This is a genomic window from Erythrobacter insulae, assembly GCF_007004095.1.
GTDB classification, from domain to species: Bacteria; Pseudomonadota; Alphaproteobacteria; order Sphingomonadales; family Sphingomonadaceae; genus Erythrobacter; species Erythrobacter insulae.
Map to the genome: position 1 here is coordinate 1208952 of NZ_VHJK01000001.1, position 20943 is coordinate 1229894.

Consider the following 20943-nt stretch of genomic DNA (forward strand, 5'->3'; position numbering starts at 1 on the left):
TGAACGGAGTAAATGATGCAACTCGCACCGATTTTGGTTTTCGGATACAATCGTCCGGATAAGCTCGACCAGGTTTTGAAGTCCCTCCAGCGATGCCCGGAGTTTGCCTCCAGCTCGGTCACCATCTTCGTCGATGGATCAAAGGGTTCAGCTGATATCGCCAAGGTGGAGCAGGTCCGCGAAGTCGCTCGTTCTTTCCAGGGGCCCAATGTCACGCACCGGATCCGCGACAAGAATATCGGATTGAAAAACTCGATCCGTGAAGGCGTTTCCAAGACGTTCGAAAGCCATGAAACAGCAATCATCATAGAAGATGATCTTGTTGTTGCTCCGGGCACTCTGACTTATTTCAACGCTGCATTGCAGAAATATGCAGATGATGACCGAGTGTGGTCCGTTTCCGCCTATATGTATGAAGTGGCAAGTTGCCGCGAAAACCGCGAAGCGTTCTTTCTGCCATTTGCCAATCCGTGGGGATGGGCCACGTGGAAACGTTGCTGGCATGCGCCCGAAGTAGAAGATCAAGAGAGGGCAGCGCTGCTGGAGTCCCGCAGCTTCCAAACTTTCTTTGACGGGATCAGCACGAGAGACTTCGCCTCTATTCTTGCATTGGATGAACGCGCGCTCGTGAACAGCTGGTTCATTCACTGGTATCTGAAGATTTTCAAGGCAGGCGGGCTAACGCTTTGGCCTCCGCGATCGATGATTATGAATTCAGGCGCGGCCGACGGTACCCATGCAAGCCCATTGAACTTCCATCGTTTCTTGAAGAAAAGTCCGCTGTCGCCAGACTTTGTCCCGCAATTACCGGATGATGTCTGCGTGGATTATAAAGCGCTAGACGCCATAAGGGGGTCGCCTGACGCCAGGATTCAGCGCACTATTTCCAAATTGGGCGGCTACCGACGCCGATTAAAGGCGGCATTGCGCTAACGCGTTTCTCCGGGCGCTTCACCGCTTCTTTGGCGGAGTATTAAAGGGTCTCGAGAAATTTGCGTGTCTCGATCCACCACGGCGCTTCATCATTCCACGGCATGCTTTTCCACTTGCCGAAATCCCAGCCGCCCCAAAGGACGATCCCGTCTGCAACGCTGGCCATTGTGTCGAGCTGGAGACGCCAGAATTCCGGTGGGATAGGCGGTGGTTGCTTGCGGATTCCCTGATCATGGAAATTAGGCCAGAGAAACGCGTAAACGGGCTTGTCCGATATGCGCCGCGCCTCGGAAATTTGAGCAAGCGCATAATCACGCCAATCGCTCGGGCTGTTATAAAACGTGTAAATAGATGGCGCGAGAAAATCGACATCGGGAGCAAGCGCGGCCGACATGGAATTTTCGTCCTGCCATGATTTGTAAGCCTTTGATATTTTAGGTTTTACTGCCCTCCAATAATCCCGCACAGGCATGTAGCCATAGAAACCGATCGCCCTATCTTTGTCAGCCTGATGGAAGGTTGCGGCGATTTTCGAGAGGCCCTGCACTGCTTCGGATGCTTTGGCTTGTCCTTCTGAGAATGAATAGAATTCAAAATCCATAACGACAGGCGTGCCGTCATCGGGCAAGGAGGCAAGCTTTTTGGCCACCAGTTCAGGGTCCGGGTCCTCGAAGTGCGAGGTGTCTTTGGGCCAGATACCCCTATCGATAATGTGTATCGGGCTGATGCCGAATTGCGCCAAATCCGGCTTGTTTGGATACAAAAGCTCGTCAAAGACCTTGAATTTGGCGGTTTGCCCAAAAGCAGGACACCGCGCCAAGGCAGAGGCTCCTAGAGCACTGGCCCCAAAGCCGAACTCTCTTCGTGAGACGTTTTGAAACGGGGGGAGATAGCCGTTGCGCATTCAAAGTTCCATTTTCAGCTGGTCAAATTTCCCAACCCTGTTATCGCTACCTATCATTGGCAGCGCTTTGCAACTAAAGTGGTTTGGCGGATTGCGCCCGTCACGTTTGATGCATTCGCATTGCTGAAACTGCCTTTAAACCACTCACTTCGTCAAATATTAAGCGCTCCATGAAAATCTCCGTCGTAACCGCAGTCTATAACCGCGCCGACACCGTTCGTGCCGCGATTGAAAGTGTGCAGGCTCAATCTTATTCTAATATTGAACATGTGATCCAGGATGGCGGGTCGAAAGACGGAACACTTGACGTCGTTCACTCAGCATCAAACGCTCAAACAGTTGTTTTTTCCGAGCGCGACAATGGTATTTACGACGCTATCAATCGCGGCATAGCAAATACAAGCGGCGATGTGATTGGTTTGATGCATTCGGACGACATGTTTGCAGGGCCAGACGTGCTTGCCAAAGTTGCCGCAGCTTTCCAGGATTCAAGCATGGACGGTGTTTATGGTGATCTTCAATACGTCGCTTCCGATGATCCTTCGCGGATTATTCGCCACTGGCGATCAAAGGGCTATTCTCCGGCGAAGCTAAAACAGGGCTGGATGCCTCCGCATCCCACCCTTTACTTGCGCCGTCATGTATTTGACGCGAACGGCCTTTACGACACAAAACTGCAAATTGCGGCGGACTATGATGCTATGTTGCGATACCTTGTGCACGGGAAAATTTCGCTGGCTTATATTCCCGAAGTTCTTGTCAAAATGCGCGTGGGCGGCGAAAGCAACCGCTCACTCGAGCGCATCCTGCAAAAAAGCAGGGAAGACCTCACAGCCATTCGCCGAAATGGTGTGGGGGGGATAGATGTGCTGGTTCAGAAGAACCTACGTAAGGTCGGACAATTCTTTGTGAAAGATAGAACGGGACAATGACGAAGAAAGCTCTAATTACCGGGATCACTGGCCAGGATGGCTCGTATCTCGCCGAATTTCTGCTCGAAAAGGGTTATGAAGTGCACGGGATTAAACGCCGGGCCTCGCTTTTCAATACCCAGCGCATTGATCATATTTATCAAGATCCCCATGACAAAGGCCAAAGACTGAAGCTGCACTATGGCGATCTGACTGACACTTCGAACCTTACGCGGATCATCAAAGAGGTCGAGCCGGACGAAGTCTACAACCTCGCGGCGCAAAGCCATGTGGCGGTTAGTTTTGAAGCGCCGGAATATACCGCAGATGTCGATGGCATAGGGACTTTAAGGATGCTTGAAGCGATCCGGTTCCTGGGCATGGAAGAAAAGACGCGCTTTTATCAGGCATCAACTTCTGAGCTTTACGGTTTGGTGCAGGAGACGCCGCAAAAAGAGACAACTCCATTCTACCCGCGCTCCCCTTATGCCGTTGCCAAGCTGTATTCGTATTGGATTACGGTCAATTACCGCGAGGCTTACGGAATGTATGCCTGCAACGGAATTCTGTTTAACCACGAGAGCCCGCGTCGCGGAGAGACTTTTGTAACCCGTAAGATCACGCGCGGCCTTGCCAATATTGCACAAGGCCTCGAGCCGTGCCTGCATATGGGCAATATCGATGCGCTGCGTGATTGGGGGCATGCGCGTGATTATGTCCGTATGCAGTGGATGATGTTGCAGCAAGACGCCGCAGATGATTTCGTTATTGCGACCGGACGCCAGTATTCTGTCCGCGAATTCATCCGCTGGTCAGCAGAAGGGCTCGGCGTCACTCTGGAATTTTCCGGAGCGGGGGTTGATGAGGTGGCAACGGTCGCCGCGATCAACGGTGAGAAAGCGCCCGCACTTAAAGTCGGTGATGTAGTGCTGCGGATTGATCCGCGCTATTTCCGTCCTGCAGAAGTCGAGACGTTGCTGGGTGATCCTACAAAAGCCCGCGAAAAGCTGGGTTGGGAGCCGGAGATCACCACACGTGAAATGTGCGCCGAAATGGTTGCCGAGGATTTGCAGGCTGCACAGCGGCACGCATTCTTGGCCAAAAGTGGATATGAAATGCCTGTCAGCATCGAAAGCTGATAAGAGTGTGGCGCGGATGATGAAGCTTCAGGCAACCCGACACCTTCAGCCTAACCCAAACTTTGCCCTCATTGCCGCTGCACTATTGATAGTGGTGGTCGGGCTTTTCGGAGGCAGTTCACGCCACGATGCTGTGCAAAATCTGGCGCTGCGTCCGCTTGTTGCATTGTTCCTGATTCCTGCACTGTATTTTGCAGGCGGCGAGGCAATGAGGAGGGGGCGCTCTCTGCTTATAATTCTGGGTTTACTCGGCGTGTGGATGGCCGTTCAGCTCGTTCCCTTGCCGCCCAGCTTTTGGCAGTCTCTGCCGATGCGCGAATCCATTGCCGAGATGGACCAGCTGGTCGGCCTGCAAGGGACCTGGCGCCCAATCTCGCTCGCGCCAAGCCGCGGGTGGAATGCACTTTTCTCTTTGATTGTGCCGATTGTTGCCCTGCTTTTGGTTTTGTCGATGCGGTTAAAGGGCCGAACGCTGCTGATACTGATTGCTGGTCTTGCAGCGATTGATGCGGTCTTTGGCCTGTTGCAGGTTTCGCTCAGCGGTGACAGGCTTTTGTACTTGTACAAGATCACCAATTCGGGCTCACCGGTTGGGCTCTTTGCCAATGAAAATCATTCCGCAATTTTTTCGGTACTGGGCTTGCTGGTACTGGCGCGGCTCGGCCTGACTTCGGCGGCTTTCAAAGAGCCTCCTTGGGCGCGTCTTCTGTATTCATTCGCCTATGTTCTGTTGGTGTTAGTTGCATTGGTTAGCGGCTCTCGTGCTGGCTTGGTCGCGGCTCTGCTCGCCCTTTGTGCAACAGCTGCGATGGCTTGGTTTGCACGTCAAGGGAGTGCCAGTCGTCCAAATCGAATCGGCACCGTCACTCAATCAAATCTTCCAACGCCAACGGCCCGCACTCTTTTGATCGTATTTGTGGCGCTATCTGGCGCTGTGCTGGCGGCGTTCTTCTTTCTGGAGGGCTCCCCTGGCTTGACCTCTTTTGTCGGCCAAAATGCTATGGAAGATCTGCGTTGGAAGATCTGGCCGATTTTGCAGGAGATGATTTCTGTTTTCTGGCTGCTCGGCACTGGTTTTGGCTCTTTTAACGAGGTGTATTACACATTTGAGCCAACAGAATTGTTGTCTCCGAGCTATGTCAATCAGGCGCATAACGATTGGGCGCAGTACCTTATCGAAGGCGGCGTTCCTGCAGCCGCGCTTTTTGCGGCGTTTGTGGTTTGGATGCGGAAGAGCGCGCTCTGCTTGCTCTCCTCTTCAAAACCGCTTTTCATAATGTGCTTTTGGTTGCCGATTTTCATCATTATTGTGGCAGCGTCAGTGGTCGATTACCCTCTTCGCACCCCTATCTTTCAGCTTGTATTTGTCTGGCTTTTGCTTGCGCTCGACGAGGATGGTGAAAGCCAACGACCATCCTCCTGATAGCGGTTGATGCCCCCGACAATTTGTTTAAGGGATATACCACTATGATTTCTAAGATGCCGCGAGACTGATCTGATGACATCCCAATTAAAAATTCTGGTCATTTCGCTTGCTGCTTTAACGCTGAACGCATGCGCGACGGATCGAACCTTTGGGGCTGCGTCGAGTATTGAGGTCACCGAACTAGAGGACTTGCCGGCTCCGGTTTACGAAATTGGCTACACTATCGGGCCTCAGGAAAAGCTCGAAATCATTGTAGTCGGCGCCGAAGACATTAGCGGAGCATTTTTTACAGACGGATTGGGAAATGTGACCTTCCCGTTGTTGGGAAAGTTGGAGCTCGCTGAAAAATCTGCGACGCAAGCTGGCGAAATCATTGCTGATCGGCTGCGCGGCAAATATCTGATCGACCCACAAGTGCGAGTTATCCCAGAAGAACCCGCGCCGCCTACCATTTCGATTGGCGGTCAGGTGGAGCGCCCCGGCGCCTATCCCGCTGTTGGGAAGACAACACTTCTTAGGTTGATCAATCAGGCCGAGGGATTTGGCTCTTATGCAAAGACCGACGATGTTCTGATTATGCGTACCGTCGATGGCCTACAATATATCGGCTTGTATAACGCCGGGGCCATTATGCGCGGGAATTATCCTGACCCGCAGTTGTTTGCGAATGATGTTGTGATGGTCGGTGATTCTGCGGCCAAACGCCGGATCGAAACGATCCTTGGACTGGTGCCAATCTTCACTTCCTCCGTCATCCTTGTTGACCGCGTAGTCCGCTAAAAAGAGAGAGTTGCAGGCAACAAGATGCAGATGATGGACCCCGCAGCCGGTGACGATGCCAATCCCTATGAAAAGGGCAACGGTTTCTCGTTGGATATCGAACGGTACCTCAATGAACTCTTTGCGCTAAAATACTGGCTCGCTGGGATTGTTGCGGGCGCCGTGCTGCTTGGTGTTCTCGCGACATTGCTGGCGACCAAACTGTATCAAGCCGATGCCCGCATTGAGATTTCGCTGGATGCGACCAATCTGACCGACATCGATCCAGTCAGATCGCGCTCGCGGGCAGCTGAACTGCAATATCTCAACACTCAGTATGAATTGCTCGAATCGCGTTTCATGGCTTCACGTGTCGTCGACGCGGCGAATCTCACGCGGGATCCAGAATTTTTTGAAATTTTTCAGATAGCCGAAGCGGATGCGATCAACGAAAATGACGTTGAGAAGCTGTTGCTTGCGAACATTACAATCGAGCCATTGGCTCAATCAACTCTCGTCGATGTAAGCTTTTCCAGCCCATCTCCGGAGCTTTCACAGAAAATAGCCAATTTGTGGGCTGAAGAATTTGTTGCTTCGAATTACGAGAAGCTTTTCGGCGAAAACGTTGAAGCACGTGAATTCCTCAGTGAGCAGATCGCTGAGCTGCGCGAAAAGCTGGCTGTCTCGGAAGAGGCGCTTGTCGATTACGCCATCACCAATCAATTGCTTGTCGTTGAATCGGTCCGCTCTGACGGGAATTCAGGCTCGGATACGGCGAGCCAGTCGCTGATCGCCAATGATGTGACCACTCTAAACCAGTCATTGGCTCAGGCGACTGCGGATAGAATTGCCGCGCAGGGAGCGCTTGTTTCAGGCGACTTCCCGAGCCAGGATCCACGCAATCAATTGCGTTCGGAGCTGGTCCAGGCTGAAGCGGAACTGGCGAGGCTTCAGTCTCTTTTCGGACCTGATTATCCGGCTTTGGTTCAACAGCAGGCACTGGTTGATTCGCTCACCGTTTCTTTGAACGGCCGCGTGCGTGCCGCGTTTGAGGCAGCGAAGATACGAGAAGGCAATCTGCGTTCGGAACTTGAGCGAGCAAAGCGCGAGTTTCTCGGCCAGCAGGGTCAGGGAATCCAGTACGGTATCCTCAAACGCGAAGTGGATACCAACCGTGAACTCTACGAAGCCCTTCTCCAACGTTTCAAAGAATTGGAAGCGTCCGGCGCAGGTAAAAATACCATTCAATTGATCGACCGGGCTGAAGAGCCTGAGTTCCCATACTCGCCTTCTTTGATCCAGAATATTGCGATTGGGCTGGTCGTTGGTCTTATCCTGTGTGCTCTGCTGATCTATCTTCGTGTCCTTCTAAGCGAGACGGTGCGTGACCCGCAAGAGCTCGAGCGTAGGCTGGCCATTCCGAACCTCGGTGTTGTTCCGGAATCGAAGAATCCAGATATTGTCGGAGAGCTCTCCCAGGTATCTTCAGAAGTGAATGAGGCCTATAAATCGGTTCGCACAAACCTGACGCTTTTGACGCCGCAAGGCGCTCCACAGGTTATGATGGTTACCTCGACCGTCCCGGGAGAGGGCAAAAGCATTACCGCCACTGGTATCGCGGCAAACTTTGCGCGCATTGGCAAGCGAACACTTTTGCTGGATGCCGACCTGCGGAATTCAAAACTTGTCGGCACTTTAGGACCCGACAGCGTTGAATCAGCCGCGGTTGTCGATTTGCTGACCAATGAAGCTCCGCTGATGTCTGCTGTCACCCGCCATGATGAGTTTGGTTTCGATTATCTTCTGGCTGGACGTACGCCGCCGAATCCGGCTGAACTTCTGGCTGGCAGCCGCCTTACTCAGCTCGTTGAGGAGGCCCGTAACAATTACGATATCATCATTATCGACAGCGCCCCAATGCTCTCGCTTAGCGATGCTGTCGAGGTTTCCCGCGCTGTCGATGGCGCAATCTATGTCATACAGTATGATCGTATGAAAATCCGTAACATCGAACAAGCTCTTGAACGCTTGCGCCGTTCGGGCACTCAGATTTTCGGGGCGATCGTAACACAGGCGAGCACGACCGGTTACGGCTATGGGTACGGCTATGGGTACGGCTATGGCTATGGCTATGGCGCAGAACCCGGCGACGCAGCCGAAGATGGTGTAGCCGGCACTTCCCGGAATTGAAGCTCCTGGTGATGGCGCGTTTCAATTTTGTCAGGGCAGCGGCAGCAATTACAATTGCCCTGAGTGTAGCTGTGGTCCTTGCGATGCAAGCTGCCAGCGCGGTTCTTGTGGGGCAACCTGCGGTGGTGGCTTTTGGTTTAAGTCTTTGGAGCGGGCAGGGTCGAGAGCAAATGGCATTTGCGCGTTTTTCCGATGGCGTGACTTCCGTGGATCAAATGGCGAATGCAGCCAGCGCCGCTAGGCAGGATGCGCTCAGTGCTTTGGCGATAGAGCCTTATGCAACCGAAGCTCACGTGATCCTGGCTCTTTCACAAACAACGGCAGAGGAAGGCGGGAAGCTCGTTGAACTGGCCGCCAAGTCCAATAAACGCGTCCTTTCGCTACAAGGCTTACTGCTTCAGGATCAACTTGCCGCATCAGACGCGCAGGGTGCTATCGAAACGCTCGACAAAATCTTGCGCGTGCACACCGCCCGCAGAAACGAATTTTACCAGGTCCTCGTCAAAGCGCTTGTCGAAGACGCGACTGTGCCGGTTTTCGCCGAAACTCTTTCCAACAAGACGGATTGGCATGAAGGCTTCTTGTATGCTGCGCTGAGCGTCCCGGAGGCCTTGCCAAATCTTGCTTTGCTACGCCCTCAGATCGAAGTCCAAGACGAACGGATCGACCGCCTGCTCATCTCACGTCTCGCAAGGGAAGGGGAGCCAGAAAAGGCGGCCGAACTTTACAGGCTCCTTTCGGAGCAGAATCAAGGCGGTGAAGCCGGCTGTTCTCAACAATGGACATCGCGCTTTCCGCCGTTTGATTGGGCTCTGGCGGACGAGAGCGGCTTTCGCGCTCAAGCCAGCAGAGACGGGTCTTTGTTGGAGGTTTATGTACGCTCTGGAAAGGGCGGGGCCGTTGCCTCACGCGTATTCGAATTGCCCGGTGGCTCATTTCAGGTCACGGTACGTCATAGCGACATCACCCCGCGACAGGCAGAGGGAGCCCGGCTTAAGGTAGCATGCATCACCAACAGGCGGACATTGTTGGATGAAACTCTCCAGCCGAAAGGATCTGTATTCGAAGTGCCTGATCCGAATTCTGAATGCGATTATGCGCTGGTTCAGCTTTTCGCGCGGGCTTGGACAGGCTCGCCTGCCTTCACTTTCGAAATCGAACATATTGGCATTGACTCATAACCAGCCAATCTGCAGCTACTGTCCAGATTGTGCCAAATTTTTGACCTGATCAAAGCCTGGATATCCTCCCGTCGCACAGAACGCTCGGCGACGAGGCTTGGACGCCGAAAACCCGTCGATGCTGACCTCCCCCCTATACTCGTGACATTAGCCAAGCTATGGGGCACGCAATTCTGAGAGAAGCACAAGTGAATCTCTTCCCAATCGAGGAGCCGTAGATGAAAATTGCAATGGTAGGCTCAGGCTATGTTGGCCTTGTTTCAGGAGCGTGTTTTGCCGATTTTGGCCATGATGTCGTCTGTATCGACAAAGACCAAAGCAAAATTGATCGCCTGCATGACGGCATTATGCCGATTTATGAGCCAGGCCTTGATGCGTTGGTCGAAAGCAATGTTAAGGTCGGCCGCTTAACCTTTACGACCAGCTTAGCCGAAGGGATTGAAGGCGCCGACGCTATTTTCATCGCTGTGGGCACACCAAGCCGGCGCGGTGATGGCCACGCGGACCTTAGCTTTGTCTATGCAGTTGCAAAGGAAGTGGGCGACAGCCTGCAGAACGACGCTGTGGTCGTTACCAAATCGACCGTACCCGTCGGCACCGGTGATGAGGTTGAGCGGATCATCAAGGAAACAGGCACTGCGCATAAAGTCTCGGTCGTCTCCAACCCTGAATTCCTGCGCGAAGGCGCGGCGATTGGCGATTTCAAACACCCCGATCGTATCGTCATCGGCGCGGAGGACGAGTTCGGGCGTGACATCATGCACGAAGTGTATCGCCCGCTCTTCCTCAATGAATCGCCGATCCTGTTCACCTCACGCCGATCAAGCGAGCTGATCAAATACGCAGCCAATGCTTTTCTGGCGACCAAGATCACGTTTATCAACGAGATGGCGGATCTGTGTGAAAAGGTTGGCGCCAATGTGCAGGACGTGAGCCGCGGGATTGGCATGGATGGACGGATCGGCGCCAAATTCCTTCATGCAGGTCCGGGTTATGGCGGTTCGTGCTTTCCAAAGGATACGATCGCGCTGCTCAAAACTGCAGAGGACTATGACAGCCCTACACGGATCGTCGAAGCTGTTGTCAAAGTGAATGAGAGCCGCAAACGCGCCATGGGCCGCAAAGTTCTCGACGCTCTGGGCGGTGCGGAAAATGCCCGCGGAAAAAAAGCTGCATTGCTAGGACTGACATTCAAGCCGAACACGGATGACATGCGTGACAGCCCTGCCATTGCTGTGGCGCAAACCTTGACCGATGCCGGCGTTGAAGTGTCGGCTTACGATCCGGAAGGAATGGAATTGGCGCAGCCTTTGATGCCCAATGTCAAAATGTGCGGAGACCCTTATGAGGCGATCGATGGGGCCGATGCGACCGTGATCGTGACCGAATGGGACGCGTTCCGGGCTCTGGATCTGGAAAAGGTCAAGGCGACCGCGAATGCGCCCGTTCTGGTCGATCTGCGCAACATTTACACCCCTGATGACCTGCGTGCAAAAGGCTTTGAATATTCGTCGATTGGGCGGAACTAGGACTTACCCCAGCGCAATATCCGGCGCGTCTTCCTGTTTCATGCCGACCACGTGATACCCGCCATCGACATGGTGGGTTTCTCCGGTCACGCCGGATGACAGATCCGACAGCAGATACAGACCCGATCCGCCGACATCGTCAATCGTGATATTCCGGCGCAGCGGAGCGTTAAGCTCATTCCATTTCAGGATGTAGCGGAAATCACCAATGCCGCTGGCGGCGAGGGTCTTCACCGGCCCTGCGCTGATCGCGTTCACCCGGATGTTGCGCGGGCCCAGATCGTTGGCGAGGTATTTCACGCTGGTTTCGAGCGCTGCTTTCGCAACCCCCATCACATTATAATGCGGCACAACCTTTTCGGCGCCGTAATAGGTCAGCGTCACAATGCTTCCACCACTTTCCGGCATCATTTCGGCCGCGCGCTTGGTCACGGCGACCAGAGAATAGGCCGAGATGTTCATCGTCATCAGGAAATTGTCGAGACTGGTGTCGACATATTTTCCGCGCAGTTCGCTTTTGTCGGAAAAGCCGATGGCGTGGACCACGAAATCCAGCGTGTCCCAGCGCTCTTTCAAAGTATCAAATGCAGCGTCGAGCGCGTCCATATCGGAAACGTCGCATTCAAAGGTAAAATCGCTGCCCAATTGCTCGGCCAGAGGCCGGACCCGTTTAGCCAGAGCTTCGCCTTGATACGAAAACGCAAGCTCCGCGCCGTGCTCTGCCAATTGCTTGGCAATGCCCCAGGCCAGTGACTTGTCATTGGCAAGGCCCATGATGAGGCCGCGTTTGCCGGCCATCAATTTCGCTCCAGTTGCGCTCATCCTGCATTCTCCTGTGAAATGTCACTCGCCTCTTCGGGTTCTGCGAGCGCTGCGTTCAAGTTTGCGCCAATAACCAGACCCAGCCCGACGAGCCAGAAAAAGAACAGCGCGACCATAATTCCGGCAAGGCTGCCATAGGTCAAATCGTAAGCGAAAAACTGCCGTAAAATAACCGGAAGCGCGGTTGTCACGCCAAGCCACCACACTGCGGTAAAGGCGGCGCCGGGCCATTTGGGATAGCGCCGTGCGCGATAATCGCTCGGGGTGAGCGTGTAGAACAACAGGTATAGCGACAGGCCAAGACCCAGTGCAGGAACGATGCGCGATATCCGCAACGTGCCCATCAATTCGGTCAATTGCGGCAGGCTGGCATCAATGATCTGCTGCGCGGCGCCAATCGCGACCTGCGCGAACAGGCTCACCATCAAAAGGACCACTGCGGCCAGAATAAGACCAGCTGACAGCAGACGATATTTCCAAAAAGCGCGGCTTGGCTTGGTGCCGTATGCGCGGCGCAAGATATCCCGGATTGTCTCGATCAAACTCGAAACCGTCCAAAGGGCAATTCCAGCGCCTAGCCACAGCAGCCACCCTTCCCGCGCTTCGACAACATTCATCGCAACAGGTTCGATCACCCGTGTAACAGTGGGGGGCATCGACATCATAATGGCGCCGATCATTTCAGCGGCCTTATCCCGCCCGCCGATAAGCTCAAACACAGCAGCGCCAAGAATGAAGAACGGGAAAATGGCCAGCATTGAAAGATAGGCGAGGTTGCCTGCGTGGATAAAGCCATCGTTATACGTGCCAACCACGGTGCGGCGCATGACTTCGAATGGGCGCGTGCCCGGTCCCAATGATTGAATTGCCGAAGGCAACGCCGATCGCCAGCCGGTTTCAGCCGCATCTGCGCCATCGAAAGCCAGAAAGGCGGCGCGTTTTGTTTCGCCGGGCTCTGCATCTGGCATGCGGCTGTGTATGTGCCGCCGCGCTTCTGGTGAGAGCGAAATTATCTCGCGCTCAAAAGGAGGGGGAAGGTTGGTCTGCTTGACCATCGCGGATTCAGAAACCGGCCCTAAAGGCCGAATTTCTCGCGTGGTTTCGCATCGTCCTGCCAATCACCCAAACGCGTTTTCAGATCGCCGAGATCATCCGGCAGCTGAATTTCCAGAGTCACCAGCTGATCACCGCGCTTGGCTTCGCCGCTGGCTGATTTTGCGCCCCGCCGGGTCCAGCCTTTTCCGGCCAGCCTCATAACAGTGCCGCCATTGGTGCCGGGTTTGATTGTCAGCATGACCGGCCCATCAACAGTCGGGCATTTGACCTTCGCGCCATTGATCGCCTCGTCTAGGGTCAGCGGCAGATCCATACGGATATTATCGCCATCCCTGCGGAAGAACGGATGGCTGCCGATCTCGACGATGACGATCCCGTCACCGTCCCCGCCCGGACCTTTATGCCCTTTGCCTTTCAGGCGCATCTGGGTGCCATCCTCGACACCGCCTGGCAGCTTCAGACTGATGGCTTTGCCGTCGGCCAGAGTGATCCGTTGATCATTGCCTGCGGCTGCATCCACGAAAGGAACCGCGAGGCGGTATTGAATATCGGCACCGCGCTTTTTGGGTGGGGGAGGCGGGCGCTGGCCAAAGCCGCGCCGGCCACCTGCATTGCCGGCAGGACGCGCACGTCCTCCGCCGAACAGCCCTTCGAACAGATCGCCCAGATCCATATCGTCAGGGGTAAAGCCGCCGAATTCGGGATCGCGAAATCCGCCGCCCGGCTGTCCGCCGCCGCCATATCCGCCGCGCGCACTGCCGCCGCGCCCGAAACCGCCGCCCATTCCGCCAAACGGATTAAGCGGGTTGCCTTCGGCATCGATTTCGCCGCGATCAAATTGGGCGCGCTTTTGTTTGTCCGACAGCAGATCATACGCTTTGGTCGCGTCGGAAAACTTCTCAGCCGCTTTGGGGTTGCCGGAATTCTTGTCCGGATGGAATTCCTTGGCGAGTTTACGATAGGCGCTCTTGATCTCTTGCTCAGATGCAGTGCGCGCAACGCCAAGGGTGCCGTAAGGGTCGTTCATAGCGTGTTAGCTAGGTGAGACAGTCCCGCTGTGCAAGCCGCGAACGCAGATTGCCGCGTAAGATTCGACTGCGGCCGCAGTTATTCTAACCGGTTTTGAGGAACGTAGCGGCGTGCGCGGGATTTTTGATGTTATACAATTGGAACGGCGCAGCAAAGCGCAGTTCGGCAGTTCGGCGTAAGGGCCCCTTTGAAATGAACGATGTGACCAGTCTCGATGAAGTGCAGCTTGCAGACAGTGTGATCCCGGCCAATGCCGATCCGTTCATTCTGTTCGAGGAATGGTTTGCTCTGGCCAAAAACAGCGAGCCCAATGATCCCAACGCTATGGCCCTGGCAACCTCGACGTCCTCTGGCTCTCCATCGGTTCGGATGGTCTTGCTAAAAGGGCATGGCACAGAGGAGGGCGGCTTTACCTTTTTTACCAACGCGGACAGCCGAAAAGGTCAGGAAATTCGCAGCAATATGCAGGCTAGCTTGCTGTTCCATTGGAAAAGCCTGCGCCGGCAAATCCGGATTGAGGGCCCATTGATCGAAGTCACGCCCGAACGCGCTGATGCCTATTTCCACTCACGCCCGTACAAAAGCCAGGTTGGTTCTGCGGCCAGCGATCAATCGCGGCCGCTGGAAAACCGGCAGGAATATCTGGACCGGGTGGAGCAATTGTGGGCCACGCATGAGGCAGCGGGCAAAGTTCCGCGGCCTGATCACTGGACCGGATTTACGCTGAAGCCGGAACGGATCGAATTCTGGATCGACCGCGATAACCGGCTGCATGATCGCCGTCTCTTCACGCTCAAGGGCGCAGGCGATGCGGTCGCTTGGTCCAGTTCGCTGCTCTATCCGTAAAGGCACATATTTGTGACGCTCACGATCCCTTATTGGCATGTCGATGCCTTTTCGAATGCGCCATTTGGCGGAAATCAGGCTGCTGTCATGGTGCTTGATGAATGGCTGCCCGACGATGTCCTGCAGGCCATTGGCGAGGAAAACAATTTTGCCGAGACGGCATTCGTCGTTCCTGATGCGAGCGGAGAAGCGGATTGGGAGCTGCGCTGGTTCACGCCGACAGACGAGGTTGCGTTATGCGGCCATGCGACGCTTGCCAGTGGGCATGTCCTGCTCACGCGTGATGACGCGGCGCGCGCGCGTGACCGGGTTGCGTTTCGTACGCGCAAAGCAGGCGTGCTCGAAGTGGTGCGTGCCGGTGATGCCTATGAATTGGCGCTGCCTTTAACGCGGGTTGCACCCGCATCCCAGCCCGATTTGCTCGCCGCGCTTGGCTTTCGCGGGGAGGCTTTCCTGTCGTATGACGGCGCCGAGCAAACCGCGATTGTCCTGATGCAGAACGAAGCCGAGATTCGCAGCCTCGCCCCCGATATGGAGGCATTGCGGCGGATCGATCTGATGGCGATCTGCACCGCGCCGGGTGACAATCACGATGTCGTCAGCCGCGTTTTTGTGCCGGCTTGGGGTGTCGATGAAGATAGCGTTACAGGATCGGCTCACGCGGCGCTTGCACCGTTTTGGGCGGAGAGGCTGGGCAAGTCCGAAATGACCGCGCATCAGGCCAGCACCCGCGGCGGCGATCTCACCATCCGGCTTGCTGATGATCGGGCGTGGCTCGGCGGGCCGTGCGTGACTGTGGTCGAAGGCGCGTTTTACCTCGCCGGGTAGAGCGCGATCACATCGGCGGCTTCCTGCAACATGGCGGGGCGCTCTGTTGAGGTGGAATGTCCAAGGCGTACCAGCGTAACGCGTTGTTCAGGCGAGACGAGCACGTACTGTCCCATATGCCCGATCAGGGAAAACAGGCTGGCCGGTGCGCGCTCGGGGAACAGCGGATGCCCGAATTCCGAGCCTTGCGCGCCCAATGGCCGGTTTAGCCATGTCTGAAAGCCGTATTGCTGCGCCGTCGGGCTTGGCTCTACCATCGCGCTGATCCAGCGGCTCGGCACCAATTGCTCGCCATCGGGAGAGCGGCCCTGATTGCGCATGAATTCGCCGAATTTGGCCCAGTCGCGCGCGGTCGCGTGCATCAGGCTGCCGCCGATGAGCGTGCCTGACGCATCATATTCGGCGACCATTGATGCCATCGCGAGCGGTTCGAACAGGCGTTCTTGCAAAAAGTCATTGATCGCGGTGCGCCGCGCATCCGGGTCATCGCTTGCTGTCAAAGCGCTCGCGGCGATAGCGGCGAGGATCACTGTGGTGTTGGAAGAATATTCAAACTTTTCCCCCGGCTCTGCCTCCAACGGCTGTTCGGTGGCCCAGCGCGCCATATCATCGCGCCCGTCAAGGAACAGCATGCGGACCTCGGAGGAATCGTAAGGCGGATCGCCGGCTTCGGTATGCCGCAAACCGCTGCGCATTTGCAGCAGGTGGCGCAAGGTGATCTCTGCCCTGGGATCGCCAGGCCGCTGCCACATCGGGATCGGCGCGGGCTCGTCCAGCGTCAACTTGCCATCGGCGATCAGCATGCCGATCAAAACGGCAGTGATGGTTTTGGCCATCGACCAGCTGATCATGCGGGTATCGGCATCATAGCCTTCGGAATAACGCTCGGCCGCAATCTTGCCATCGGCCATCAACACCACAGCGCGTGTCTCGCCCAATCCATCTTTGGTGAAAAGCTCGTCAATCTGGCGCGCTAGCTGGTCCTTTGGCGCGCCCGCATCTGCGGTGACGGCTGCCAAAGCCTCATCGCCCAGAGGCGCCGGGGCGAGCGGCGGACTTTCACCGCAACCGGCCAGAGCCGCCAGCACCGCAACCGGGGCGGCAAAACGAAAGATGGAAATACGATCAGTCATTGCGCTCTCAATTCCTCAAGGATAACGCCAAGGCAATGGCTAAATCATCCTCTAACCGTAAATCATCCGTCCGGATTGCCGGATGGCTGTTGCTGCTTATCGCGATCGCAATTGCCGCTGCGCTGTATGTCTATCGCGCACCGATCAGCGGGTATGCCGATGTCGGCACATCCTATGCCGCGCGCGTTGCGTGTTCGTGCCGGTTTGTCGCCGGGCGCAGCCTGGAGGATTGCAAGAAGGACAAGCTGAACGGAATGGAGCTTGTTACACTGTCTGATGATGCAGAGGCGAAAAGCGTAACAGCACGGTTCCCGTTAGTGACCAGCACCACCGCGACTTTGCGCGAAGGCTATGGCTGCGTGCTGGAGGAATGGGAAGATTAGAGGCCTTTTGCAATCGCCTGGGCCTGCGCATCGGGGCCATCTGGGAGCCATCTGAATGTCTGCCGCAACTTGAAAGCGTGTTGAATGATAGTCGAACAAACTCCGCTGGACGGGGTCCTCCTGATCACTCCAGACAGATACGGCGATGACCGCGGATTTTTTGCAGAGACATACAACGTCAAGGCGTTGCTCGCGCATGGTATCACCCGGCAGTTCGTTCAGGATAATCATTCAATGTCGATGCAGGCGAACACGGTTCGAGGGCTGCATTTTCAGGCGCCGCCCCACGCTCAGGCTAAACTGGTGCGGTGCGGGCGGGGCGCGCTGTTTGATGTGGCGGTCGATATCCGGTCGGGATCGCCGACCTATGGCAAGTGGTGGGGCGCCGAGCTGAGTTTTGACAATGGTTGTCAGATGTTCATTCCGGAAGGCTTTGCCCATGGTTTTGCCACGCGCTGTGCAGAGACAGAGATCGTCTACAAATGTTCGCAATATTATGCCCCGCAAGCCGAAGCATCATTACGGTTCGATGATCGCGACCTCGCAATAGATTGGCGTATAGAGGGCACGCCGATACTGTCAGAAAGGGACCGCAATGCTATGGTGTTTTCCGGCTGGAAATCACCCTTCACATATGGCGATGCGTGATCGCTTTCAGTCCATAATGAAATAACAAAGTGGTAGGAGCGTCGGCAGCAATGCAACGAAAAGGTATCATCCTCGCTGGCGGGTCCGGCACTCGCCTCTATCCGGTTACGCTTGGCGTGTCGAAACAGCTTCTCCCGCTGTATGACAAACCCATGATCTATTACCCGCTCAGCGTGTTGATGCTCGCAGGGATCCGGGAAATCGCGATCATCACGACACCAGAGGATCAATCCCAGTTCATTCGCACTCTGGGCGATGGAAGCCAGTGGGGCATTAGCCTGACCTATATCGAGCAACCCAAACCCGAAGGGTTGGCGCAGGCATATTTGCTGGCGGAAGATTTCCTCGGCGGGGCGGCATCGACGATGGTTCTGGGTGACAATATCTTTTTCGGTCATGGCTTGCCGGAATTGCTGAAAAAAGCGATGCTCCAGCCCAGTGGCGGGACAGTGTTCGGATACCGCGTGGCCGATCCTGAACGATATGGTGTTGTTGATTTCGATTCAGACGGATCAGTGCGCTCGATTATCGAGAAGCCGGAAGTGCCAGCCTCAAACTTTGCCGTAACAGGCCTCTATTTCCTGGATGACACGGCTCCGCAAAGGGCTGCCGATCTCACCCCGTCAGCGCGGGGCGAGCTTGAGATTACGTCTCTGCTCGAGAGTTATCTGCACGATCAGACGCTTGAAGTGACACTGATGGGCCGAGGATTTGCGTGGCTGGACACAGGGACTCATGCAAGTCTGCTGGATGCTGGGAATTTCGTTCGCACGCTGGAACAGCGCCAAGGTTTGCAAACCGGCAGCCCGGATGAAATCGCCTATGCTCAGGATTGGATTTCGGCCGAGCAATTGGCCCAAAGAGCCGCAATCTTCGCCAAGAACGATTACGGCCGTTATCTCGAACAGCTTTTGAAAAACTAGGCGCGGCCAAAAGGCCCAAGGGCGCCGCATTTATTCCGCGACGTTTTCCAAAAACCAGCGATAGGCATCGGTTATGCCTTCTTCGAGACCGATTTTCGGCGACCAGCCCAGCGCGGCGATCTTTGAACCGTCCATCAGTTTGCGCGGTGTGCCATCGGGTTTCGATGTGTCGCGCTCGATTGTGCCTTCAAAGCCAACAACCTTGCACACGGTTTCGACCAATTCATTGATGGTCAGATCCGTGCCAGAGCCCAGATTGACGTGACCCGCATCGGAGTAATTTTCGAGCAGGAAGACGCAGCCAGCCGCCAGATCATCGACGTGCAGAAATTCGCGGCGCGGTGTTCCGCTGCCCCAGATCATGATGCTTTGTGCACCAGCCAATTTTGCTTCATGCGCCTTGCGGATCAGGGCGGGCAAGACGTGGCTTGATTGCAGGTCGAAATTGTCGCCGGGGCCATACAGATTGGTCGGCATCGCGCTGATATAATCGGCGCCATATTGCTTGCGATAGGATTCGCACAATTTGATCCCGGTAATCTTGGCGATGGCGTACCATTCATTGGTCGGTTCAAGCGGACCTGTCAGCAGCGCGTCTTCGGGGATGGGTTGCGGCGCGAGTTTTGGGTAAATGCAGGATGATCCCAGAAACAGCAGCTTTTCGGTGTCGTTGCGATAGGCCGCTTCGATCACGTTCGCCTCGATCATCAAATTGTCATACAGAAATTCGGCCGGATAATTGTCATTGGCAAGGATGCCGCCAACTTTCGCCGCTGCAACGATTACGCCATCGGGCCGGTTGGCTGCGAACCAGTCCCGCACTGCCGCCTGTTCGCGCAAGTCAACTTCGCGCGGGGCGGTCAGAACCTCAACACCGCGGTCTTCAAGCTGGCGAACAATCGCGCCGCCCACCATGCCGCGATGGCCCGCAACATAAATCCGTTTGCCGTTTAGGTCATACATGGCCAAAATGTTCCTGATCGATAGATGAATGGGTTGGTGCGGGCATTGCCACGCCGAACGGGTGGGCCTTAAGCCGCGGTTTCGCTCTGCGCAACAGAGTGCGTGGCGTTGATCCATCCGCCGCCAAGCACGCGTTCTCCGGCATAGATCACCGCGGCCTGCCCCGGTGCAACGCCGAATTCCGGCGTTTCGAAACGGAGCGTCACGGTCGCATTATCGCCAAAATCGCCCTCAAGTGTGACCGGCACCGGCTTAGCCAGACTGCGGACTTTCGCGGTGAGCGGCCCGGCTGGTAATTCGCCGATGCAATTGGTTTCGATCACTTCGGCCGATTCAACTGCGAGCAACCGCTTGGGCCCAACGCGGACTTCGCGCGTTTCGGCATCCAGCGCGATGACGTAAAGCGGTTCGGGCTGACCGCCGATATCGAGGCCTTTGCGCTGGCCGACTGTGTAATGGACGATGCCTTTATGTTCACCGAGCACATCGCCGGTAAGGGCATGGACTATATCACCCGGAATGCCGCCTTCGGGGCGCAGCGATTTTACAATTTTCGCATAATTGCCATCTGGCACGAAACAAATGTCTTGGCTGTCAGGCTTGGCGGCATTGCGCAGACCCGCCGCTTCGGCCAGCTCGCGCACCTGAGTTTTTGGCAGGCCGCCGAGCGGGAAACGAATGTAATCCAGCTGATCCTGGGTTGTGGCATACAAGAAGTACGACTGGTCGCGCGTCGGATCATTTGCCCGGTAAAGGTGCGGGCCTGTCGGCGTTTCTAAGCGGCGAACATAATGCCCGGTGGCAAGGCAATCTGCACCCAGCTCGCGCGCCATGCGAAACAGATCGGTAAATTTCGGACCCATATTGCAGCGGATGCAGGGCACCGGTGTCCGGCCTGCTAGATATTCGTCTGCAAATTGTTCGACAACACTGTCGCGAAACGCGCTTTCATGGTCGAACACATAATGGGCGATGCCCAAACGGTCGGACACTGCCCGCGCATCGGCGATATCGTCTCCGGCGCAGCAAGCGCCCTTGCGCCCGGTTGCTGCGCCGTAATCATACAATTGTAGGGTGATGCCGATCACCTCGGCACCGGTATCGGCGGCCAATGCAGCGACAACGGACGAATCGACCCCGCCGCTCATTGCGACAACGATCCGGCATTCGTTGGCCGGACGCGGCAAATCGAACAAGGCGGCGGTATCAAGCCCGAAGGTCGGGCTGGCTTTGGCGGTGGCGGTAATATCCATAAAGTTGGCGCGCATATAAGAGGCAATGCCGGTTTACGCCAGTGTTGAGGTGCGATCCTGCTTTTGCAGACTGCGCTGCGTGAGGGC

Annotated in this window: 20 protein-coding genes; 13 read left to right on the plus strand and 7 right to left on the minus strand. The window is 55.6% G+C overall.

What is annotated here, in order from left to right:
- The first annotated feature begins 12 nt into the window (after positions 1-12).
- Entirely contained in the window at positions 13-933 is a 921-nt protein-coding gene (locus tag FGU71_RS05785; protein WP_142787678.1) for a glycosyltransferase family protein, read from the plus strand.
- A 40-nt stretch (positions 934-973) separates the two neighbouring features.
- Here FGU71_RS05785 and FGU71_RS05790 read toward each other — a convergent pair whose 3' ends face one another.
- On the minus strand, positions 974-1837 hold the full coding sequence (locus tag FGU71_RS05790) for a hypothetical protein (RefSeq protein ID WP_142787679.1): 864 nt from the start codon (positions 1835-1837) through the stop codon (positions 974-976).
- Positions 1838-2007: 170 nt separating this feature from the next.
- Between FGU71_RS05790 and FGU71_RS05795 the strand changes: the two genes are divergently transcribed.
- The 7 genes from FGU71_RS05795 to FGU71_RS05825 all read left to right on the plus strand — a co-directional run bounded on the left by FGU71_RS05795 (position 2008) and on the right by FGU71_RS05825 (position 10972).
- Positions 2008-2769 carry a glycosyltransferase family 2 protein gene (locus FGU71_RS05795; RefSeq protein WP_142787680.1) on the plus strand — a complete coding sequence of 254 codons (762 nt, stop codon included), beginning with the start codon at positions 2008-2010 and terminating at the stop codon, positions 2767-2769.
- On the plus strand, positions 2766-3887 hold the full coding sequence (gene gmd, locus FGU71_RS05800) for a GDP-mannose 4,6-dehydratase (RefSeq protein WP_142787681.1): 1122 nt from the start codon (positions 2766-2768) through the stop codon (positions 3885-3887). The genes FGU71_RS05795 and gmd overlap by 4 nt, the downstream gene beginning before the upstream one ends.
- 16 nt (positions 3888-3903) lie before the next feature.
- The gene (locus FGU71_RS05805; protein WP_234035760.1) at positions 3904-5310 is read left to right on the plus strand and encodes an O-antigen ligase family protein; all 1407 of its coding nucleotides are present in this window, start codon (positions 3904-3906) and stop codon (positions 5308-5310) included.
- 75 nt (positions 5311-5385) lie between these two features.
- Positions 5386-6093, plus strand: coding sequence for a polysaccharide biosynthesis/export family protein (locus FGU71_RS05810; RefSeq protein ID WP_142787683.1), 708 nt, complete (start codon positions 5386-5388; stop codon positions 6091-6093).
- Positions 6094-6123: 30 nt separating this feature from the next.
- Positions 6124-8262: a GumC family protein gene (locus FGU71_RS05815; protein ID WP_185960207.1), complete on the plus strand. Its 2139-nt coding sequence runs from the start codon at positions 6124-6126 to the stop codon at positions 8260-8262.
- An 11-nt stretch (positions 8263-8273) separates the two neighbouring features.
- Complete coding sequence (locus tag FGU71_RS05820; protein ID WP_142787685.1) at positions 8274-9443, plus strand: hypothetical protein; 1170 nt, start codon at positions 8274-8276, stop codon at positions 9441-9443.
- Between the two features lie 218 nt (positions 9444-9661).
- Positions 9662-10972, plus strand: coding sequence for a UDP-glucose dehydrogenase family protein (locus FGU71_RS05825; RefSeq protein ID WP_142787686.1), 1311 nt, complete (start codon positions 9662-9664; stop codon positions 10970-10972).
- A 3-nt stretch (positions 10973-10975) separates the two neighbouring features.
- On the opposite strand, the gene fabI is transcribed toward FGU71_RS05825, so the two are convergent.
- The 3 genes from fabI to FGU71_RS05840 form a co-directional block, all read right to left on the minus strand.
- Positions 10976-11794 carry an enoyl-ACP reductase FabI gene (gene fabI, locus FGU71_RS05830; RefSeq protein ID WP_142787687.1) on the minus strand — a complete coding sequence of 273 codons (819 nt, stop codon included), beginning with the start codon at positions 11792-11794 and terminating at the stop codon, positions 10976-10978.
- Positions 11791-12762, minus strand: a complete 972-nt coding sequence (locus FGU71_RS05835; RefSeq protein WP_142787688.1) for a YihY/virulence factor BrkB family protein — start codon at positions 12760-12762, stop codon at positions 11791-11793. Before FGU71_RS05835 ends, fabI begins: the two co-directional genes overlap by 4 nt.
- Before the next feature lie 107 nt (positions 12763-12869).
- Positions 12870-13877 (minus strand): DnaJ C-terminal domain-containing protein, encoded by a 1008-nt coding sequence (locus tag FGU71_RS05840; protein WP_142787689.1) that lies wholly within the window; start codon positions 13875-13877, stop codon positions 12870-12872.
- A gap of 194 nt (positions 13878-14071) precedes the next feature.
- On the opposite strand from FGU71_RS05840, the gene pdxH reads away from it, so the two are divergent.
- Both pdxH and FGU71_RS05850 read left to right on the plus strand, forming a co-directional pair.
- Positions 14072-14725, plus strand: a complete 654-nt coding sequence (pdxH, locus tag FGU71_RS05845; protein WP_142787690.1) for a pyridoxamine 5'-phosphate oxidase — start codon at positions 14072-14074, stop codon at positions 14723-14725.
- 12 nt (positions 14726-14737) lie between these two features.
- Positions 14738-15553, plus strand: coding sequence for a PhzF family phenazine biosynthesis protein (locus FGU71_RS05850; protein ID WP_142787691.1), 816 nt, complete (start codon positions 14738-14740; stop codon positions 15551-15553).
- On the opposite strand, the gene FGU71_RS05855 is transcribed toward FGU71_RS05850, so the two are convergent.
- Positions 15538-16686, minus strand: a complete 1149-nt coding sequence (locus FGU71_RS05855) for a serine hydrolase domain-containing protein (protein ID WP_142787692.1) — start codon at positions 16684-16686, stop codon at positions 15538-15540. The genes FGU71_RS05850 and FGU71_RS05855 overlap by 16 nt on opposite strands.
- Before the next feature lie 35 nt (positions 16687-16721).
- Here FGU71_RS05855 and FGU71_RS05860 point away from each other — a divergent pair, with 35 nt between their 5' ends.
- From FGU71_RS05860 to rfbA, 3 genes are all read left to right on the plus strand, one after another.
- Entirely contained in the window at positions 16722-17069 is a 348-nt protein-coding gene (locus tag FGU71_RS05860) for a hypothetical protein (protein WP_185960208.1), read from the plus strand.
- An 84-nt stretch (positions 17070-17153) separates the two neighbouring features.
- The gene (rfbC, locus tag FGU71_RS05865; protein ID WP_142787693.1) at positions 17154-17717 is read left to right on the plus strand and encodes a dTDP-4-dehydrorhamnose 3,5-epimerase; all 564 of its coding nucleotides are present in this window, start codon (positions 17154-17156) and stop codon (positions 17715-17717) included.
- A gap of 50 nt (positions 17718-17767) precedes the next feature.
- Positions 17768-18640 (plus strand): glucose-1-phosphate thymidylyltransferase RfbA, encoded by an 873-nt coding sequence (gene rfbA / locus FGU71_RS05870; protein ID WP_142787694.1) that lies wholly within the window; start codon positions 17768-17770, stop codon positions 18638-18640.
- 30 nt (positions 18641-18670) lie between these two features.
- Here rfbA and fcl read toward each other — a convergent pair whose 3' ends face one another.
- Together fcl and mnmA are read right to left on the minus strand one after the other, a co-directional pair.
- Positions 18671-19603 (minus strand): GDP-L-fucose synthase, encoded by a 933-nt coding sequence (gene fcl, locus FGU71_RS05875; RefSeq protein WP_142787695.1) that lies wholly within the window; start codon positions 19601-19603, stop codon positions 18671-18673.
- 68 nt (positions 19604-19671) lie between these two features.
- Positions 19672-20856: a tRNA 2-thiouridine(34) synthase MnmA gene (gene mnmA, locus FGU71_RS05880; RefSeq protein ID WP_142787696.1), complete on the minus strand. Its 1185-nt coding sequence runs from the start codon at positions 20854-20856 to the stop codon at positions 19672-19674.
- Positions 20857-20943 lie beyond the last annotated feature (87 nt).

Bases quoted from the DNA above. Each gene is read 5' to 3' on its own strand.
- FGU71_RS05835 (WP_142787688.1), bottom strand. From the start codon at position 12,762: ATGCCAGATGCAGAGCCCGGCGAAACAAAACGCGCCGCCTTTCTGGCT.
- gmd (WP_142787681.1), top strand. From the start codon at position 2,766: ATGACGAAGAAAGCTCTAATTACCGGGATCACTGGCCAGGATGGCTCG.
- mnmA (WP_142787696.1), bottom strand. From the start codon at position 20,856: ATGGATATTACCGCCACCGCCAAAGCCAGCCCGACCTTCGGGCTTGAT.
- fcl (WP_142787695.1), bottom strand. From the start codon at position 19,603: ATGTATGACCTAAACGGCAAACGGATTTATGTTGCGGGCCATCGCGGC.
- rfbC (WP_142787693.1), top strand. From the start codon at position 17,154: ATGATAGTCGAACAAACTCCGCTGGACGGGGTCCTCCTGATCACTCCA.
- FGU71_RS05855 (WP_142787692.1), bottom strand. From the start codon at position 16,686: ATGACTGATCGTATTTCCATCTTTCGTTTTGCCGCCCCGGTTGCGGTG.
- FGU71_RS05805 (WP_234035760.1), top strand. From the start codon at position 3,904: ATGATGAAGCTTCAGGCAACCCGACACCTTCAGCCTAACCCAAACTTT.
- FGU71_RS05795 (WP_142787680.1), top strand. From the start codon at position 2,008: ATGAAAATCTCCGTCGTAACCGCAGTCTATAACCGCGCCGACACCGTT.
- fabI (WP_142787687.1), bottom strand. From the start codon at position 11,794: ATGAGCGCAACTGGAGCGAAATTGATGGCCGGCAAACGCGGCCTCATC.
- rfbA (WP_142787694.1), top strand. From the start codon at position 17,768: ATGCAACGAAAAGGTATCATCCTCGCTGGCGGGTCCGGCACTCGCCTC.
- FGU71_RS05820 (WP_142787685.1), top strand. From the start codon at position 8,274: ATGGCGCGTTTCAATTTTGTCAGGGCAGCGGCAGCAATTACAATTGCC.
- FGU71_RS05790 (WP_142787679.1), bottom strand. From the start codon at position 1,837: ATGCGCAACGGCTATCTCCCCCCGTTTCAAAACGTCTCACGAAGAGAG.
- FGU71_RS05860 (WP_185960208.1), top strand. From the start codon at position 16,722: ATGGCTAAATCATCCTCTAACCGTAAATCATCCGTCCGGATTGCCGGA.
- FGU71_RS05810 (WP_142787683.1), top strand. From the start codon at position 5,386: ATGACATCCCAATTAAAAATTCTGGTCATTTCGCTTGCTGCTTTAACG.
- FGU71_RS05840 (WP_142787689.1), bottom strand. From the start codon at position 13,877: ATGAACGACCCTTACGGCACCCTTGGCGTTGCGCGCACTGCATCTGAG.
- pdxH (WP_142787690.1), top strand. From the start codon at position 14,072: ATGAACGATGTGACCAGTCTCGATGAAGTGCAGCTTGCAGACAGTGTG.
- FGU71_RS05825 (WP_142787686.1), top strand. From the start codon at position 9,662: ATGAAAATTGCAATGGTAGGCTCAGGCTATGTTGGCCTTGTTTCAGGA.
- FGU71_RS05785 (WP_142787678.1), top strand. From the start codon at position 13: ATGATGCAACTCGCACCGATTTTGGTTTTCGGATACAATCGTCCGGAT.
- FGU71_RS05815 (WP_185960207.1), top strand. From the start codon at position 6,124: ATGATGGACCCCGCAGCCGGTGACGATGCCAATCCCTATGAAAAGGGC.